16 protein-coding genes and 1 tRNA gene are annotated in these 16,011 nt (G+C 58.1%); 8 read left to right on the top strand and 9 right to left on the bottom strand.

Going from position 1 to position 16,011, the window contains the following annotated elements:
* Window positions 1–67: 67 nt before the first annotated feature.
* Together OUZ52_RS07890 and OUZ52_RS07885 are read left to right on the top strand one after the other, a co-directional pair.
* The gene (locus tag OUZ52_RS07890) at window positions 68–649 is read left to right on the top strand and encodes a TetR/AcrR family transcriptional regulator (RefSeq protein WP_266157839.1); all 582 of its coding nucleotides are present in this window, start codon (window positions 68–70) and stop codon (window positions 647–649) included.
* 258 nt (window positions 650–907) lie between these two features.
* Window positions 908–1,450 (top strand): pyridoxamine 5'-phosphate oxidase family protein, encoded by a 543-nt coding sequence (locus OUZ52_RS07885; protein WP_266157838.1) that lies wholly within the window; start codon window positions 908–910, stop codon window positions 1,448–1,450.
* A 509-nt stretch (window positions 1,451–1,959) separates the two neighbouring features.
* Here the strand turns inward: OUZ52_RS07885 and OUZ52_RS07880 are convergent.
* Window positions 1,960–2,325 carry an energy transducer TonB gene (locus OUZ52_RS07880; protein ID WP_266157837.1) on the bottom strand — a complete coding sequence of 122 codons (366 nt, stop codon included), beginning with the start codon at window positions 2,323–2,325 and terminating at the stop codon, window positions 1,960–1,962.
* 269 nt (window positions 2,326–2,594) lie between these two features.
* On the opposite strand from OUZ52_RS07880, the gene OUZ52_RS07875 reads away from it, so the two are divergent.
* On the top strand, window positions 2,595–3,647 hold the full coding sequence (locus OUZ52_RS07875; RefSeq protein ID WP_266157836.1) for an energy transducer TonB: 1,053 nt from the start codon (window positions 2,595–2,597) through the stop codon (window positions 3,645–3,647).
* A gap of 708 nt (window positions 3,648–4,355) precedes the next feature.
* Here OUZ52_RS07875 and OUZ52_RS22995 read toward each other — a convergent pair.
* Window positions 4,356–4,814, bottom strand: coding sequence for a tyrosine-type recombinase/integrase (locus tag OUZ52_RS22995; protein ID WP_425493818.1), 459 nt, complete (start codon window positions 4,812–4,814; stop codon window positions 4,356–4,358).
* 506 nt (window positions 4,815–5,320) lie between these two features.
* On the opposite strand from OUZ52_RS22995, the gene OUZ52_RS07870 reads away from it, so the two are divergent.
* From OUZ52_RS07870 to OUZ52_RS22990, 3 genes are all read left to right on the top strand, one after another.
* Entirely contained in the window at window positions 5,321–5,704 is a 384-nt protein-coding gene (locus OUZ52_RS07870) for a hypothetical protein (RefSeq protein ID WP_266157835.1), read from the top strand.
* A gap of 237 nt (window positions 5,705–5,941) precedes the next feature.
* Window positions 5,942–6,787 (top strand): tetratricopeptide repeat protein, encoded by an 846-nt coding sequence (locus OUZ52_RS07865; protein ID WP_266157834.1) that lies wholly within the window; start codon window positions 5,942–5,944, stop codon window positions 6,785–6,787.
* A 184-nt stretch (window positions 6,788–6,971) separates the two neighbouring features.
* Complete coding sequence (locus OUZ52_RS22990) at window positions 6,972–7,106, top strand: integrase core domain-containing protein (RefSeq protein ID WP_425493817.1); 135 nt, start codon at window positions 6,972–6,974, stop codon at window positions 7,104–7,106.
* Window positions 7,107–7,313: 207 nt separating this feature from the next.
* Here OUZ52_RS22990 and OUZ52_RS07860 read toward each other — a convergent pair whose 3' ends face one another.
* Both OUZ52_RS07860 and OUZ52_RS07855 read right to left on the bottom strand, forming a co-directional pair.
* Window positions 7,314–8,411 carry a DUF4236 domain-containing protein gene (locus OUZ52_RS07860; RefSeq protein WP_266157833.1) on the bottom strand — a complete coding sequence of 366 codons (1,098 nt, stop codon included), beginning with the start codon at window positions 8,409–8,411 and terminating at the stop codon, window positions 7,314–7,316.
* A 463-nt stretch (window positions 8,412–8,874) separates the two neighbouring features.
* Window positions 8,875–8,950: transfer RNA gene (locus OUZ52_RS07855), tRNA-Ile, on the bottom strand.
* Window positions 8,951–9,099: 149 nt separating this feature from the next.
* Between OUZ52_RS07855 and OUZ52_RS07850 the strand changes: the two genes are divergently transcribed.
* Complete coding sequence (locus OUZ52_RS07850) at window positions 9,100–9,471, top strand: SnoaL-like domain-containing protein (protein WP_266157832.1); 372 nt, start codon at window positions 9,100–9,102, stop codon at window positions 9,469–9,471.
* An 85-nt stretch (window positions 9,472–9,556) separates the two neighbouring features.
* Here OUZ52_RS07850 and rpoD read toward each other — a convergent pair whose 3' ends face one another.
* On the bottom strand, window positions 9,557–11,428 hold the full coding sequence (gene rpoD / locus OUZ52_RS07845) for an RNA polymerase sigma factor RpoD (RefSeq protein ID WP_266157831.1): 1,872 nt from the start codon (window positions 11,426–11,428) through the stop codon (window positions 9,557–9,559).
* Window positions 11,429–11,591: 163 nt separating this feature from the next.
* The gene (gene dtd / locus OUZ52_RS07840) at window positions 11,592–12,032 is read right to left on the bottom strand and encodes a D-aminoacyl-tRNA deacylase (protein ID WP_266157830.1); all 441 of its coding nucleotides are present in this window, start codon (window positions 12,030–12,032) and stop codon (window positions 11,592–11,594) included.
* 75 nt (window positions 12,033–12,107) lie between these two features.
* On the opposite strand from dtd, the gene OUZ52_RS07835 reads away from it, so the two are divergent.
* Window positions 12,108–12,989, top strand: coding sequence for an LpxL/LpxP family acyltransferase (locus tag OUZ52_RS07835; protein WP_266157829.1), 882 nt, complete (start codon window positions 12,108–12,110; stop codon window positions 12,987–12,989).
* A 45-nt stretch (window positions 12,990–13,034) separates the two neighbouring features.
* Here the strand turns inward: OUZ52_RS07835 and OUZ52_RS07830 are convergent, their stop codons facing one another.
* The 3 genes from OUZ52_RS07830 to OUZ52_RS07820 form a co-directional block, all read right to left on the bottom strand.
* On the bottom strand, window positions 13,035–13,352 hold the full coding sequence (locus OUZ52_RS07830; protein ID WP_266157828.1) for a tetratricopeptide repeat protein: 318 nt from the start codon (window positions 13,350–13,352) through the stop codon (window positions 13,035–13,037).
* Window positions 13,349–15,076, bottom strand: coding sequence for an ArnT family glycosyltransferase (locus OUZ52_RS07825; protein WP_266157827.1), 1,728 nt, complete (start codon window positions 15,074–15,076; stop codon window positions 13,349–13,351). The genes OUZ52_RS07830 and OUZ52_RS07825 overlap by 4 nt, the downstream gene beginning before the upstream one ends.
* 124 nt (window positions 15,077–15,200) lie before the next feature.
* On the bottom strand, window positions 15,201–16,011 hold an 811-nt coding region (locus OUZ52_RS07820), incomplete at its 5' end, for a CDP-glycerol glycerophosphotransferase family protein (RefSeq protein ID WP_266157826.1).

Genomic DNA, 16,011 nt, shown 5'->3' with positions numbered 1-16,011 from the left:
TGATTTATATATTAGAGGCTAATATATTTTATCAATGGGCAGACAAGCAATCTTTAGTGAGGACGACGTGATCGCCGCGACGGCGCGGATCATTGCAGCCGATGGTCCCGCCGCCGCTACGGTTGGCGCAGTAGGCCAGGCGTTGGGTGCGTCGAGCGGCTCGATCTATCATCGGTTCAAAACACGCAATGAGCTGCTAGGCCGAGTGTGGCTCAGCACCGCTGCCGAATTTCAGAGCCGCTTCGTCGAGGCCCTCGACGCATCGGATCCAAGACAAGCCGCACTCGACGCCGCATTGATGGTTCCGCGTTGGGTCAGAGAAGATCCGGCAGGCGCCAGCATCCTGCTGACGCACCGCCGCGAAGATTTTCTTTGCAGCGATTGGCCCGCCGCCATGACCGCTGGCGCCCAGCAGCTCGCGAGCCAATTAAACACGGCGCTGCAAGACATCACGCGCCGCCTGTTCGGAAGAGGCTCGGCGCCGCGGGTGCGCGCGGTGACCTTCGCGCTGGTCGACATGCCGTATGCCGCTGTGCGCCGCTACGTTGCGCACAAGGAAACACCACCGAGCGACGTCGATTCGCTGTTGCGGGCCGCCTGCGAGGCGGCGCTGGATGCCGCCAGAGCTCATGGTGTTGACTTAAATTAGTCCGCAAGGCGTAAACGAAAAAGCCACCCCAGCACCAGCCCAGAGAGCGGGCTTTCGGCTGATTCGGGCGGGCGCTCAAGTGCTGCCTGGCGATGCGCACCGCAGACGGCTGAAGTACTGCAGATTCGTATGCTTCGCTGGACCTAGACAACATGCGCCACCCGTCATTCTGGCGGCCAGTGATCATTCACGCCTGACAGCATGTGGCGGTGAATGCGCTGAGCTCATCACCATCAACGCTCATTAAAAGGACGAAATGTGACTCCTCATCAATATCTCGAGCAGGCCCGCGCCATCGTCGCCAGCTGTCAGCTGTGTTTCGTGCTCACGCCCAACGGCGGCGAGGTGAATGCCCGTGTGGTGCAGCACCTCAAGGTCGACGACGATTTAAGCGTGCAATTCATGACCAGTCGCAAGACCCGCAAGATCCGCGAGTTGACACGCGCTGGCTCGCTCAGCCTCACATTCCTCGACGAAGCGGGCCGCAGCTACGTGACCTTGGGTGGTGACGCGAGCGTGAGCGATGACCCGGCGCTTAAGAATGCACTGTGGCGAGAGACGCTACGTCCCTGGTTCCCGGACGGCCCCCATCACCCCGATGTCGTCGCCGTCACTTGTCGGCCCCGTTGGATCGAATTGTGGTCACTAAGTCGCGGCGTCGCTCCCGAACCGAAAGGTCTGAATTCGATCCGTTTGGTGCAAAGCCCTACAGGCTGGAAGACGACCGTAACGTCGCCGCCAGACGCAGACGAAGTCCATCGTCTCGAATCCGCCGGTGTGAGCGAGATATCCTCTGCGTGATCTGTCGCTTAGCAAGCATCTCCACAATGGGCGGACTATAGGCTCTGATGGCTGATGGCTCGGGTGGCGCAGACCCGATATTTCTTGCCAGGATCGTCAATTAAGACGAGTGCCGAAGGCGCATATCCAGATTGTATCCAGGGGTGATATTTGCCAGCTAAAGAATCTGCTATGAGCACAGGCCGCCTGCTGTTGTGAGGCTCTACAAGTTTTGTCCCGGGAAGGTCAGCTTGCGACGGCGGCCTCAACTGGGTAGCAGCAAGGTGCCTAATCGGGCCATGCGCGAGCGACATCCATCAACGTCAATCGCCGCATGCCAACTGCGCTTCGACCGAGCGAAGCAACACGCGCGAGCGAGATTCATGCGTGGATCCCAGTGAACGGACAAGGCACTTCTGCAAGACTCGGCTGGTGCGCACGGTCTGCGGTTTACGCGAGAGGCAGTGCCTGGGTGCGTTCGCGTCGTCAAACCATTGCCATACTGGGCGGCACGACCGGCGTTACAAGCGTCACTTCCACACCGGCGCCGTGTCGTTCAAATGAAAATTCACGGGAATGTGCACATAGGACGCCACAGCATGTCCAGATATGATTGCCGCCTTATAGCGCCACATATAGGCGGCCGCGATGGCAGCCTGGTCAAGTTCCTGATAGCCGCTCGACTGGAAGATTTTGACGTCATGGACAAGTCCATCGGCGCCGATCTCGATGAATAACATCGATGTTCCTGCATGGCGCTGCCTGATGGCTTGAGCTGGATATCGTGCGGGGTTTGCGGCCTGATACTGGGTGTCGATGCTGGCCGGGCTGTCGGGGATGGTGGCGCAGGCGGTCAACATTACGACCATCGAATACGCAATAGCGCGTCGAATCATTGGATCTCCTGGGATGTCGAGCCTGTGCCGGGCGCACGTAAGCAACCGCCCTTTCGGCAGTGAACCTGTAAACCGTGAAGCCCCCTTGCCTTCCGCGCAAATAGGCGGTCAGTGGCCGCCATCATCGCGCGGAATATCACCCAATTCAATGCTCGTAAGGCCTTGGATCGGGCCAGGATGCCGGTTACCTTTACGGGGACGGGGCGCGGGCATCGGTTCGGGCCGAACGTCCTGCGGAAAATTCGCAACGGTTTCCTGGGGGAGGAAGCATGGATGGTCTTGTGTATAGGCTCTTGCGGGCCTGGCCGCTGTTAACCTGTGCCATTGCATTGTCGACGCTGGCTTGGGCTGGTAGCGCTGAGGTTAACGGCCGCGAATCACTGGCGGGAGCCTCGGATCAACCAGGCAAGGTGAGCGCCGTGGCACGGCTGCTGATAGACCCGCATGGTGATGTCATTTCCGGCTGCCTGACCAAAAGTGCGGGTAGTCCATCCCTCGATGCACAGGCGATGCGTCTCGCTCGTGGCATGCGTCCGCCAGTAAAGAAGCTCGACGGCGTTCCTGTGATTAGCTACGTTCGCGCGTCTATCAACCTCGCATCCACTGTGGGCGCACAGGTCACCGTTGATGCCAACGATGCCGACGACGCCATCCAATGCACTCCGTTGCTCTTTCCTGATGTACCGAATGTGGCAAGAGCAATGCTGATCGGATGGAGCATGAGCCTGTATCCGGACGCAGATAAAACATTTCGAATCAGATCAAGCAGAATTCACTGGCCGGAAGATGCCCGCGGCCAGTCAGTGGCGCTCGATATGCCGATGAGAGTCATGGTGGACAAGCGCGGTGCCGTCGTTGATAGAAAAGCGCTTGGTCCTGACCGCTACGCTACTTTCGATGCCTGGCTGGACGAGCACCTCGCCATGGTCCGGTTTCCACCTGGCGATGAGCGGCGTTGGGAAATCCTGACTGTTCGGATGAACCCACGCTATCCATGGAATGGGCTCTACCCCGCGGATGATGGTCTCGTATCGCCGAAACTTCCCCTCGTACACCGCTTCTACGCTGGTGACGCCTACGAGTTGCCTGAGCATTTGCCTTGGCCATCACAAATCGATGGGACGCACTATTCAGCATTGGTCACGATTCAGGTTTCTCTCGATGAGCGTGGGGCTATCGTAAATAGCGTGCTGCTCGAAAGTTCAGGTCAGGATTCGTTCGACCGAGCGGCCGGTCTGTTAGTTCGCGGCCTTCATTTCGCAACGTCAACCTCTCCGCATACGGAGTTGCATACAGTGGAGTTTTGGCCGATATCGCAATGACCGGCCTCGACCCGAGGCAACCGCAACTTAGCTGGAGATGTCTGGGCTTCACGGGGCAACATGGATGCGCGTCTATTTGACATGCGACCGAAGCATTGCGAACTCTGGGCAGGCTGGCCGGGGTTTGTATGCTAGCGAATCGGGAAGGGCTGCGCTGGCCGTGCTTCCTACCTCTGACGAAGTTGACCAAATAGGCAACAAATATTAAGTCGCTTCTTAAAATGGAGGGGGTATGAAGAAGGTTGCTCTGTTGTTCGCCTGCTCGCTCATCGCGAGTTGCTCAACAAGTATAGTTACGAAATACCAATCAACAACTTCAGCCAAATCATTGACGAACAGTGAAGTCGCGATTCTGGAAACCAGGCCTTCAACATGGATCCTGTCGATCGATGACGAGCCGATGGCAGGCGTTTGGCATTGGGGTAGTCAGATAGAGGTGGTGGCGACGAAGGTTACGCCGGGTGATCATGTGTTGATGCTCCGAGAGGTCACTGACAGAGGAAGCACACGCAACTCTGTTGCTCTTCGTGTGCGCGTTAAGGCGGGTACCCAGGAATCCCATGGGTCTGTCGCTCAGTCAACATCAGGAACGGGAATCGTTTGTGTGTTCGATTGTCCGCACTCGAGGCAGCGAAATTCAATTCTTGTTCGACTCATGTGTCCTAGTTTCCTTCTGAGCTCGGAGGCCGCCATAGCGATAGTGATCAGTCATGGCCCACAGCGCGCACCGCCTGGCGAGGCATGTGTATGAATATGGCCGCTTAGACCCTTGCAACGGCGAAGCACAGATAGCGCGGTATCGTTGAGAGGGACCGAGAAGGCGCGGCGACCTTCTGCCTGATCTGCATAGATCCACGCTAGCGAGCGTGTCATGTCGATCTGATGCCATTCGAGGTGCAACACATTGGCCTGACGGAGACCTGTCGAAAACGCAAACAGCACCATATCTCGCTGATGGTCGGGTAGCTCATCCAGCAAATCACGTGCTTGCTCGGCAGTGATCCAACGAATCCGCCCAGCGGGCTCGGGGAATAGCTCGACGTAAGGTATGCGGTCTACCCACTCCCATACGCGACAAGCTCGGCGAAGAATCGCGCGCACGAGAGCAAGATAGCGGTTTGCATTTGCCGGTGAGGTTGCCTTTGCCTGAGCCCAGGCAGCAACCATGATCATGTCTCGCGTGATATCTGAGAGGAGGCGACCCGAGAAATGCGTGGCTAGCCAGACAAGCTTTCGTTCGTCCTGATGAACGTGGCCTTGTGCCTCTTTTCAACCAGCCAAAGCGAAGCAGCCTCATCCCAGCTGTGCATTCAGCGAAATCTTCATCGAAGCACCATGTGTAACGTTATCGGGCGGGTGACAATAGCGTAGCAAGTTACGGATGGGCTGCGAGAAGTGCAAAATGGTGCCACAAATTCGTCGAAACAAATGATGTCGCCATTTTTCCGCTCAAGCCTGCACTGCAAGTGTGCCTTATTCAATGAGGTCTGCTTTGGGTCGAAAGCAGACAGTTAAAGCTAAGCGAGCTGCAGCGATCTCGGCGAGGTGTACGAAGAACAGGCAGATAAAGCGAAGCGGCACTGGGCGTCGAGGGAATAACTTGATTACTGCTTTTCGGATGCTCAGCTATATTGTTTTCGAACAGCTGATTTCTCTATTCATAAGGAACTTTCATGAAATTTCTTACCCGGGTGTCATGTGCCATCTTGACATTGTTTGCTATAGCGGCTTGCCAAGGGCACCTAACTGCTGCTTCCTCTGACGGACAATTGGTTAAGACGGGGCAAGCTGTTTATCCCCGTCGCGGAAGTTTTGGTTGCAATTCGCTCGGCGAGCTTAACCAAGCTAGCTCTCTCAAAGCCCAACAAAACGGCTCGCAGCTTTACGACTACTTACACGCCGGTCACTGCGGCCTTTTTGAAGACAACGAGACTGCAAATGTGCTTCGTATTGAGAAAGGTGATAGTTACGATGCATTAGTTGTAAATCTGCCTGATCAGCCATCGGCACCACACGAAGTGTGGATAAAGAGCAGCGATGTTTCGGCTGCACGTTGATCCGAATTTAAGTATCTATATCAACGTTGCTATGGGGGCAATGTTTATGGTCGTACCACAGGTGCGTTCAGTTGTGAGCAACAAGGGGATGTCGTGAGGATGCGAATTGCAGGAGTAGCCGTACTTATCTCCATAGTTAGTTTAATTGCAACGATGGTCTCTGCGGAACCTTCGCATGGAGCAGCTCATACAAAGCAGCAGCTACAGCCGACTATAACGGTCCAGAAGGCCACTGCATTGCTTGATAGCTGGAGGGGACAAACGGCAGTTCTCAATCAAGCAAAAGAGAAGCTTGATGCTGAGTTACTAGATCATCCTGATTCCGCATGGGCTTACCGTGAGTACGCCCGATATTTCATTATGAGCGGTGCCACAAACAGTGGAAACGTACTCCCGGAATACCTCGCACATGCCGATAGCTCTCTGCAAAAAGCGCTTAGATTGCAACCAAATTTCTCAGAGGCATACGTTCTTGGGGGGCATCTTTATCGACTGATGGGTCGACCAGCTGATGCAAAGGCCGCGCTGAAGAAAGCAGAGGCTTTAGGCACGAACGACCCATGGTTGCAAAATAATTGGGCCGCCATTTTGGCTGATGAAGGTAACTTCAAGGAGGCAGCAAAGCGGTATAACCGTGTCTTAAATGGTTCTGACAGAAATGCCAAAGCTGTTGCGAGCGCACGCGAAGGAGTCATTCACTGCTATCTGAGCACCGGTCAGATCGATCAAGCGGACCGCGCCTATAGATCGGCTATTGCACATGAGCCGCGTACAGCCTGGGCTCACGGCAACTACGCGGCATTCCTACTTTGCACACGCGATGATTACGACTCATCTATCCTGCAATCCCGAAAAGCATTAAGTCTGATGAATTACGGTCAAGCGCGCGCAGTGCTCGCAGCCGCTTTGTATCGAAAATGGGCTGCCCAGATTGAGAGTGGTCAAAGTGCTGCGGCAGCAACCACCTATGCTGAGGGCGAGTCCATGGATCCTAGCCACCCCGTTGCAGCTTTAGCATCTATGTGTGGAGAGGGTTCCGCATTGTCAGCGGTTCTACGCGCGACCCAGGCATCTGCTCGTTGAAGCGTGAATTATTGACCTAGCTAGTGGATGCTGGAGGCGCAGCTTTGCCCGAACAAATGATGAAACCATTAACCAGAGGTCTCCGGGAAAACTAGTCCCAAGGAGACCGAAGATCTGCAAAAGCAAGTTCACTGAGAGCCAGATTGTCGCCACGTTAAAGCAGGTCGAATGCGGTCTGCAGGTCATGCTCACCGAGGTGCGGTGCATGACCGAAGACTGGCAACACCGCTACAACCACGACCGTCCGCATCGATCGCTCGGCGGTCTCGCACCCATTTGTTACACCATGGCATCATCACTAACCTCTATTTTCGGATGACTCGGAAAAACGAGGACGTTTCATAATGAATTCAGCAACGGCGCGTTCACGAAGCATTCCCTTCGCGACAGGCAGCTTGTGGTTGCCTGTCATGGAAAATATCGATAGCAAACGTTGGTTGTGCCCAGTTAGGGACTTCATAAGGCGCTTTTAGCGTGTTCTATTCACAATTCCGCTCTTGCCCCATTGTCGATACGGTGCGCGAAGTCAGGTCGCACCGCGAGGTAGCATGCGCGCTAGGAGATGTATTGAGTTGACAAACGCGTCGCCCGTTCCTGCATGCGACACCTGAATCATTTCATTTAAACCAGAGGGACTTGTAAACGTAACCTCGTCGTACTCGCAAATTGGAAGCTGACGATTATTGTTGAAGCGCCTATCCGGACTTCCATTCTTATTGACGAACCGCCATGTGTGTCCGACAACTCGTGCGTCAGACGGAGGTGAACCGTCCTCGATAAAGTTCGTGCTCTTGTACCGCGCCTGTAGCTCTCTATACCCAACTGCACCCACCGATGATCCTTGATACACCAGGACTCGATCCGGAAGGAAGTGAAGGGTCTGCCGTCCGACGTCGATGGAAATCGTCTCGACATTCGTTTTTATTCCCGGGGGCATTGCTCGTGCAATCTTTGTGGATCTGCGCTTAATCAGGCTACCTGCCCCGGCATGGTATCTACCATCATATACCGCGCCCTGTGCCTCAATATGCCATGCACCTGCAGCGCTGGAGAGGCTTTGGCCGGCTCGGTGGAGGAAGCCATAAGCTCGTTCCATTTCACTGTCGAACACATAAAAGAGTACAACGGTTTTCTTCAGGACATCCCGAGTATGTGCAAGCACCCCTAAGATGACTGTGGCGGCGACTAGAGTGTAAACAAGAGCCAGCGACACTTGATTGGACCATGCGAGCCAGGAAGCCAAGCCGCCGGTGAGTGCTGTAGCAGGCATAAGCCGCACCCGAGCCCGCTTGACCTTGATCTCGTCAAGTAGCTCTTGTGATGATGAGTCGACAATTGTCGAGGCGTCTGCCGAATCAATCTCAGTTAGTGGGGCGTGTGTGCCATCGGGAATCTCTGCCTCCTGAACAGAGGCGCCGCGGGATATCGCGTTGCGCCGTGAATTTCCTGCGGCCGGCAATGTAGCGCGGTAATAGACACCCGCTCGTCCCATATGTACATAATTGCCGCGAGGCCCAGTTCCTATGCGGAATCCCGGAATTCCAACCGAGACACCAACACCGCCTTGAGAGAGGTTGAAACGGAGAGGGCCAACCGAGACACTTTTTCGTAGGTAGAAGCTCATAACGATCCGTCGCTCCAAACCACTTCTTTGAACACACACACGTGCCGAATTCAGTCATCGTTGTCTGAGATCAGGCCCCTTGGGACTCACTCTCCTTAATTGCGGCAGCTATGGCCTCGCCCACTTCGTTGCTCCCTCCTGTTTAGACGCCTCGGCCCCCACATGTTTATCGACCAGTGTCGCTATCTGGGCTAAGGCCCCTACTGGTTCGATCCGCATGGTCGCTATCTCCCTCAACTCCGTAATCAGCTAGTTCCGCTTCGGCTCGGTAGCGGGCATATTGTGAGCTTGAGGCTGGAGCGCCTGACACAGCGCCGCCTTTCCACCCCGGTAGAGGACCGAGCTCAACACTACCGCTTTGTGCGCAAATACCATAAATTGCCTAAGCCGTGTGCACCATAAGCTGTCGATTCGAACAACTTATGGGCTCGTGGCTAACAACAACAGCAAGCGTTACGGACAGTGGTGGGCCCACGAGGATTCGAACCTCGAACCAAAGGATTATGAGTCCTCTGCTCTAACCGTTGAGCTATAGGCCCGCTTTGGCGACGTGGTCGCTGCAGCAAAGTCTGCCATGGTAGCGGCGGTGGGGGCGAGCGTCGAGTGGGTGCGCGATGCCATTCTTCACATGCTTCTTTGGGCTGGTTGGGGCTAGGCTTGGCGTCCCTTGATGAGCGAGGTGCTGCGTATGAATACCGAAGCGATTGCCAAGCGTCTGGTGGAGTTGTGCCGTGAGGGTAAGTATGAGCAGGCTCAGCGCGAGCTGTATGCCGAGCATGCGGTAAGCATCGAGCCGGATGGATTGCCGCCGGGGGCGCTGGGCAGTGTCAGCGGGCTGGAGGCGATTTATGAGAAGGGTCGTCAGTTCAGCGCGTCGATCGAGGCGGTACACGGCGGCAGCGTGAGCGATCCGGTGGTGGCGGGTAACTGGTTCAGCTTGTCGATGAGCATGGACGTGACCATGAAAGGGCACGGCCGTATGCAGATGAGTGAAATCGGCGTGTACCGTACGCATGAAGGCAAGGTGGTGTCGGAAGAATTTTTCTACGACGTCGGTTGATGGTTTGGCGCTGCATCAAACGGTTCGCGTAAAACAAAAAGCCCCGCAAGAGCGGGGCTTTTTGTTGCTGCGAATGGACGGCTGATCAGTCGATGTCGAGGAACGAACGCAGCTGTTCCGAGCGGCTCGGGTGACGCAGCTTGCGCAGGGCCTTGGCTTCGATCTGACGGATGCGCTCGCGGGTGACGTCGAACTGTTTGCCGACTTCTTCCAGCGTGTGATCGGTGTTCATGTCGATGCCGAAGCGCATGCGCAGCACCTTGGCCTCCCGTGGGGTGAGGCCGGCGAGTACATCGCGCACGGTTTCCATCAAGCCGGTTTCGGTGGCTGACTCGACCGGCGAGCTGGCGTTGGTGTCTTCGATGAAGTCGCCCAGGTGCGAATCTTCGTCGTCGCCGATCGGGGTTTCCATCGAGATCGGCTCTTTCGCGATCTTGAGCACCTTGCGGATCTTGTCCTCAGGCATCTCCATTTCTTTAGCCAGCTCTTCTGGCGTCGGCTCGCGGCCGAACTGCTGCAGCATCTGGCGGGAAATGCGATTGAGCTTGTTGATGGTTTCGATCATGTGCACCGGAATACGAATGGTGCGGGCCTGATCGGCGATGGAGCGGGTGATGGCCTGACGGATCCACCAGGTCGCATAGGTCGAGAACTTGTAGCCGCGACGGTATTCGAACTTGTCCACCGCCTTCATCAGGCCGATGTTGCCTTCCTGGATAAGGTCGAGGAACTGCAGGCCGCGGTTGGTGTACTTCTTGGCGATCGAGATCACCAGGCGCAGGTTAGCCTCGACCATTTCTTTCTTGGCGCGGCGTGCCTTGGCTTCACCGGTCGACATCGTGCGGTTGATTTCTTTGATGTCGGTCAGCGGCAGGAACAGTTGACGCTCGATGGCGGCGAGCTTTTCTTGCTCGGCATCGATGTTCTCGCGGTGGTTCTTGATGTTCGGCGACCATTTCTGGCGCTTGCGGCTCAGCTCGGCGGCCCACTCAAGATTGCCCTCGTTGTTCGGGAAGGTCTTGAGGAACTCGGATTTCGGCATCTTCACGTGGCGCACGAAGATATCCATCAGCGCGCGTTCGTGATGACGGATGTCGTTGACCACTTCGCGCAGCTTGCGCACAAAGCCGTCGATCAGTGCGGAGGGCAGCTTGAGCTTGAGGAATTCCTCAGCCATCTGGTCGCGCAGCTTGACGATTTTCTTGTCGGTGATGTCGGCAGCCTTGGGGGCGGCCTTCTGGAACTTGGTGTAGTAGTCGCGCAGCAATTCCATGCGGCGCTTGACCTCTTCCGGGTCAGGACCGCTGGGGCCGGCTTCTTCGTCTTCGCCGGCGGCCTCTTCGTCTTCGTCTTCGACTTCTTCTTCGATGCCGTTGGCGGCGTTGGCTTCCGCAGCCTCGGCGGCGGCGGCGCGAGCGGCGTCGGCGGCCTCTTCCAGATCGGCGAAGCCGGCCAGGATTTCACTCAGGCGGCGCTTGCCGTCCAGGTGCTGGTCGTATTCCTCGAGCAACAGCTCGATGGTCTGCGGAAAGCTGGCCAGTGCGGTCTGCACCTGGTTCAGGCCTTCTTCGATGCGCTTGGCGATGGCGATTTCGCCTTCGCGGGTCAGCAGCTCGACCGTACCCATTTCGCGCATGTACATGCGCACGGGGTCGGTAGTGCGGCCAACTTCGGCATCGACCGCCGACAGCAACGCCACGGCTTCTTCGGCGGCGGCTTCGTCGTCGGTGCCGCTGCCCGGGGCGTTGTCGGCCAGCGGGTCAGCGTCGGGGGCGGCATCGTGTACTTCGATGCCCACGCCCTTGAGCACGGCCATGATGTCTTCGATCTGCTCCGGATCGACGATATCGTCAGGCAGGTGGTCGTTGATTTCGGCATAGGTCAGATAGCCCTGCTCCAAACCTTTGGAGATGAGTGCTTTAATTTCCGACTGTTGCTCGGGAGCTTTGTTGTTCATACCTACCGCCGCATATGCAGGAACCGATCAGTATAGCGATGTGCTGCTTTTTTGACCAGTTTTCAAGTGATTTTTTTGCAGAGACGTATACGCAAAAATCGCGCCAAACAGGCACTTGCCGACGATTTTGTTGCGCTTGAAGCGAACTGTCAGGAGCTGACGTTCACGGTGCATCGAGCCAGAACGTGACCGGGCCGTCGTTCACCAGATGTATCTGCATATGGGCGCCAAAGCGCCCGATTTCCACCCTGGGGTGAACAGCACGGGCTAATTCGACCAGACGCTCGAACCAGCGGCGGCCGTGCTCGGGTGTGGCGGCGCTGGTGAAGCTGGGGCGCATGCCTGAGCGGGTGTCCGCCGCGAGGGTAAATTGGCTGACTAGCAGCAGTTCGCCGCCGGTATCGGTGAGGGAGCGGTTCATGCGGCCTTGCTCGTCACTGAATACCCGATAGCCGAGCAGGCGTTCGAGCATGCGCCGCGTTTGTGCTTCGCCATCATCGGGCTGCACCGCGACCAGGGCCAGCAAGCCGGGGCCGATGGCTCCCACCGTTTCATTGTCAACGTCGACGCGGGCGGATAGCGCGCGCTGGATCAAGGCGATCATGGAGCATCACGGTTAGGCGGAGCGGGCAGTTTAACGGCAGCGATTCGCTGGATTGCCCGCTACACTGCCGCGCCTATGCGTTTCGATATCTATTTGCTTTATCTGCTGCTGCGTTTATTGGGCTTGCTGCCTTTGCGTGCGTTGCATGGCTTCGGCGGCTGGCTGGGCCGAATCTCGCTATGGCGCGGGGCGCGGATGGTGGCGCATACCCGGGTAAACCTCGGTATTGCGCGGCCTGGGCTGGCTGCTGCCGCTGAGCAAGCGCTGCTGCGCGAAGTGATGATCGAAAGCGGCAAATCAGTGACGGAGATCGCCAAGATCTGGGGCGGCGGCGCCGAGCAGGCGCTGCATCTGATTCGCGATGTGCGTGGCGAGGCTTTGTTCGATACGGCGCTGGCGGCGGGCAAGGGGGTAATTATTGCCGCCCCGCATCTTGGCTGCTGGGAGCTGCTCAACTATTGGCTGTGCCGCAAGACGCCGATGGCGATTTTGTACCGGCCACCGCGAATCGCCGCGGTGGAGGGGTTGCTGCGCAAGGCTCGCGGTGCCTTGGCGCCGGAGCAGGTGCGGGCGGAGGGGGCCGGTGTGCGTACCTTGTACAAACGGCTGGCCAGCGGCGGCACGGTGGGCATTTTGCCGGACCAGAAGCCACGCTCGGGTGAAGGTCAGCTGGCGCCGTTTTTCGGGCGTGATGCTGAAACGATGGTGTTATTGCCCCGGCTGGCCGCGCGTACCGGGGCCACGGTGTTGTTTGCCTTTGCTGAGCGGTTGCCGCGTGGCGAAGGTTTTCGGGTTCATTTGTTGCCTGCGCCAGATGGTTTGGCCGAGGTGGATTTGCAGACCGCCTGCGCGGCGCTCAATCAAGGCGTCGAGGCCTGTGTGACGCAGGCATTCACGCAATATCAGTGGCATTACAAACGCTATACGCGCAGCGATCGACCGAGTCCGTATGAGTAAGCCCTCGCTCGCTGAGGCTGGCCAGTGATCAGCCAGGCGCTGGCTTCAGCTCGGCAGTCGCCGTAGAAACACTGCCATTTCCTTCTCAGCCTGTTTGTCACCGTGCCCCTGGGCCGCTTCGATACCTTGCTGCCAGGCCATTCTGGCGCCTGCAAGATCATCATTAGTCAGGCGAGCCTTGCCGAGCAGTTTCCAGGCCGCGGAGTACTTGGGGTCGTAGTCCACCGCCCGCTGTAACTCCAGGGCGGCGGCGCTGGCGTCACCTGCACTCAGCAGGGCCTGCCCAAGAGCAAAGCGCAACAAGGCACCGTCACGGGGGCCATCGCATTGCGCTCGCAGGTTGCTGATTAGCGTGGCGTTCATGGCATGGTGCGGTGGCGCCACTCATCAATGGGGTAGATCTGCGTGGGCTGCTCCGGCTCCGGCGGCGTATGTCCGGCGCGCAAATCAGCCAGCGACGAGGCTGGCCAAATCACGATCCACGACGAGCGGAACGGCTGCACCAGCAACGAGTAGCGCAGATCGTCGGCATCGAGTTTGGCCGGGCGAGCCACGACCAAGCCATTGGGGTGGGCCTGGGCAAAGTTCTGTAGCGAGGCGCCCTCTTTCAATTCCACGATTGGTTGGCGTAGCCGTCCTTCGAAATGGAACTGGCCCTCGTAATTACCTAGATAACCGATGACCCGATCTTCGGCGTCCGCGGCGCCGAGCAAGTGCGCGGATGGATTCAGATCGTATTTGTGCCACAGCGTGAGGGTAAACAAGGTATTGAGCGCGAGGGTGCCGATCAGGCCGGCAAATGCCAGCCGGCGCATCTCGCCGCGGCCGCGCAGCAACAGTAACGCCCCAAGCAGCACGAACACGATGCTGAAGAAGCGGCTGTGGTCGGCGGCGGCATCCACCCATTCGCCGTGCAGTTCGTTGTGTGCGACCAGCATCGGCAGCAAGAACAGAAATACGCCGAACAGCATGCCGCCGATGCCTAGTGGCCAGGTTCCCAGCCAGCCGTTGTTGGCTAGCGTGGGGTGGCGTTCACGCAATAAGGCAATGGCGCCGGCCAGCAGCAGGGCGCCGCCGGCAAGCTCGGGCAAGGGGTAATACAGCTGCTTGCCGCTGATCAGCGAAAAGATGATGAAGGTCGGCAGCAGCCAGCACAGGGCGAAGCGCAGGCCTGGTTCCAGCGGGCGCCGCAGCATCACCAGTGCGGCGCTGGCGCGAGGCCATGCGCTGAGCGGAAACATCAGCACCGGCAGCCACAGCAGATACCACCAGAAATGGCGGGAATGGCTTTGCAGCGGCTCGGCGGAATCGACGCTGCTGACAACCCGCGCAGCGGTCTGGGTGAAAAACAGCCGTTGCCGATAGGCATCGCCGCCGCTAAAGCCGGCAGGAAGTGCCCAGGCCAGCAAGATCGCTGCGCCCAGCACCACGGAAAGCAGGCCGCGGCCATACCAGCGTGCGCGATGTTGTTGGGCCCAGTCGTTCCACAGCGGGCCGAGCAGCCACGGGAACAGCACATGCAGCAGCATCACCGGGCCTTTGGTCAGCAGGCCGGCGCCAAGACACAGGCCAAATAACAGCCAGCGCGGCTCGGTTCGGTGTGCCGCCGGGGTCAGGCATAGCAGGGCCGCCAGCGCCCAGACCGCCAGCAGCACGTCGTACATGATTTGCAAGCCGAACAAAAAGGCATAGCAAAGCGAGAGCAGCATCCACGGCGCCGCTTTGGCGATCCACGGGCGATTAGGAAAGAGTCGGCGCGCGAGGGTGGCGAGCAGCATCAGCTCGATGCCGCCGAAAAGCACTTCCAGCACGCGCGGCCAGATGTCGTTGACGCCGAAAACAAACCAGCCTGCGTGGATCATCCAGAACAGCAGCGGTACTTTTTCGCTATAGGGGGCGCCATTGATATGCGGTACCAGCCAATGGCCATGGCTCCACATTTCCCAGGCCACCGCCAACGTGCGGGTGGAGTACAGCGGCATCGGTCCATGGGAGAACACTGCCAAAAACCCGACAAGCAGCCATAGCGGAAGCCACGGCCAAAGGGAGCGCAGGTGTTCGGTTCGGCTGTAGGCGCGTGACGTCACAGGCAGACTTCTTGATAAGTTGGGGCAATTCTAGCCGGAGCCGGTCACTCGCAGTGCCGCCTGGCGGGGTGGACAAGCTATAGGACAACGCGTCCCAAGTGACCGATAGGCCAGCAGCCTGGGTTTAGGCCGGACCCCAATAACCGATGCGGCGGCGCAGCTTCAGTTTGCGCCAGAGATTCAGCGGCTTGCGTCGCCGGCTGCGGCCACCGGCGGCAATGAAGCTATCCACGGCATCGAGCACGCGCTCGCTGGAATGACCGTCGCGATAAGGGTGGATGGCGTCGGCATAGTCGCGGATGGCCTGCATCAACTCAGGCGGCCGCGCCAGGGCACGCTCAATGGCCGGCTCAAACTGCGCGGGTTCGTCGATGTCGATCAATTGCGGGCCGGGGCGCCGGTTTTTGAAGGTCACCACCGGCTTGCCGGTAAGCAGGAACTCGTTGAGCGCCGAGGAGGTGTCCGAGCACATCAAGTCGACCTGCGGGAACAGTTCGAGAATATTGTCGTTCTCGGCAAAGGTCAGGTATTCGTTCTGCAGCGCTTTGTAACGGGCGACGGTCTCAGGGTTCATCTTGGGGTGAAAGGTGATGATCCAGCGCCAGCGGCCATCGCGTGAAAGCCTCTTCACCTCTTCATATAAGGTCTCGGCGGCACTCCAGGAGGGCGAAAAGGTGGAGTGATACAGGATGACCGGCGGCTGGCGTACAGGTGGGAGCGGGCCGGCAATCTCCTGCATGAAGGGGTCGAGCTTGGGCCAGCCGGTTTCCATCACCGTAAAGTGCCCCAGCTTGGCGGCGACCTCGCCGAAGGCCTTGGTATCGCGCGGGCCGGTGGTGCAGTACAGGTCGAAGAACCCGCGGATGTAGATATGCCGCGGCTTGCCGGCATCAAAGCCGTGGAAGGTTTCTACTTTGACGCCCGGGAAAAAATGC

Origin of the sequence: Dyella silvatica (assembly GCF_026283955.1) — a bacterium.
GTDB classification, from domain to species: domain Bacteria; phylum Pseudomonadota; class Gammaproteobacteria; order Xanthomonadales; family Rhodanobacteraceae; genus Dyella_C; species Dyella_C silvatica.
The sequence above is the reverse complement of the archived record's forward strand: the minus strand, read 5'-3'. Positions and strand labels throughout refer to the sequence as shown.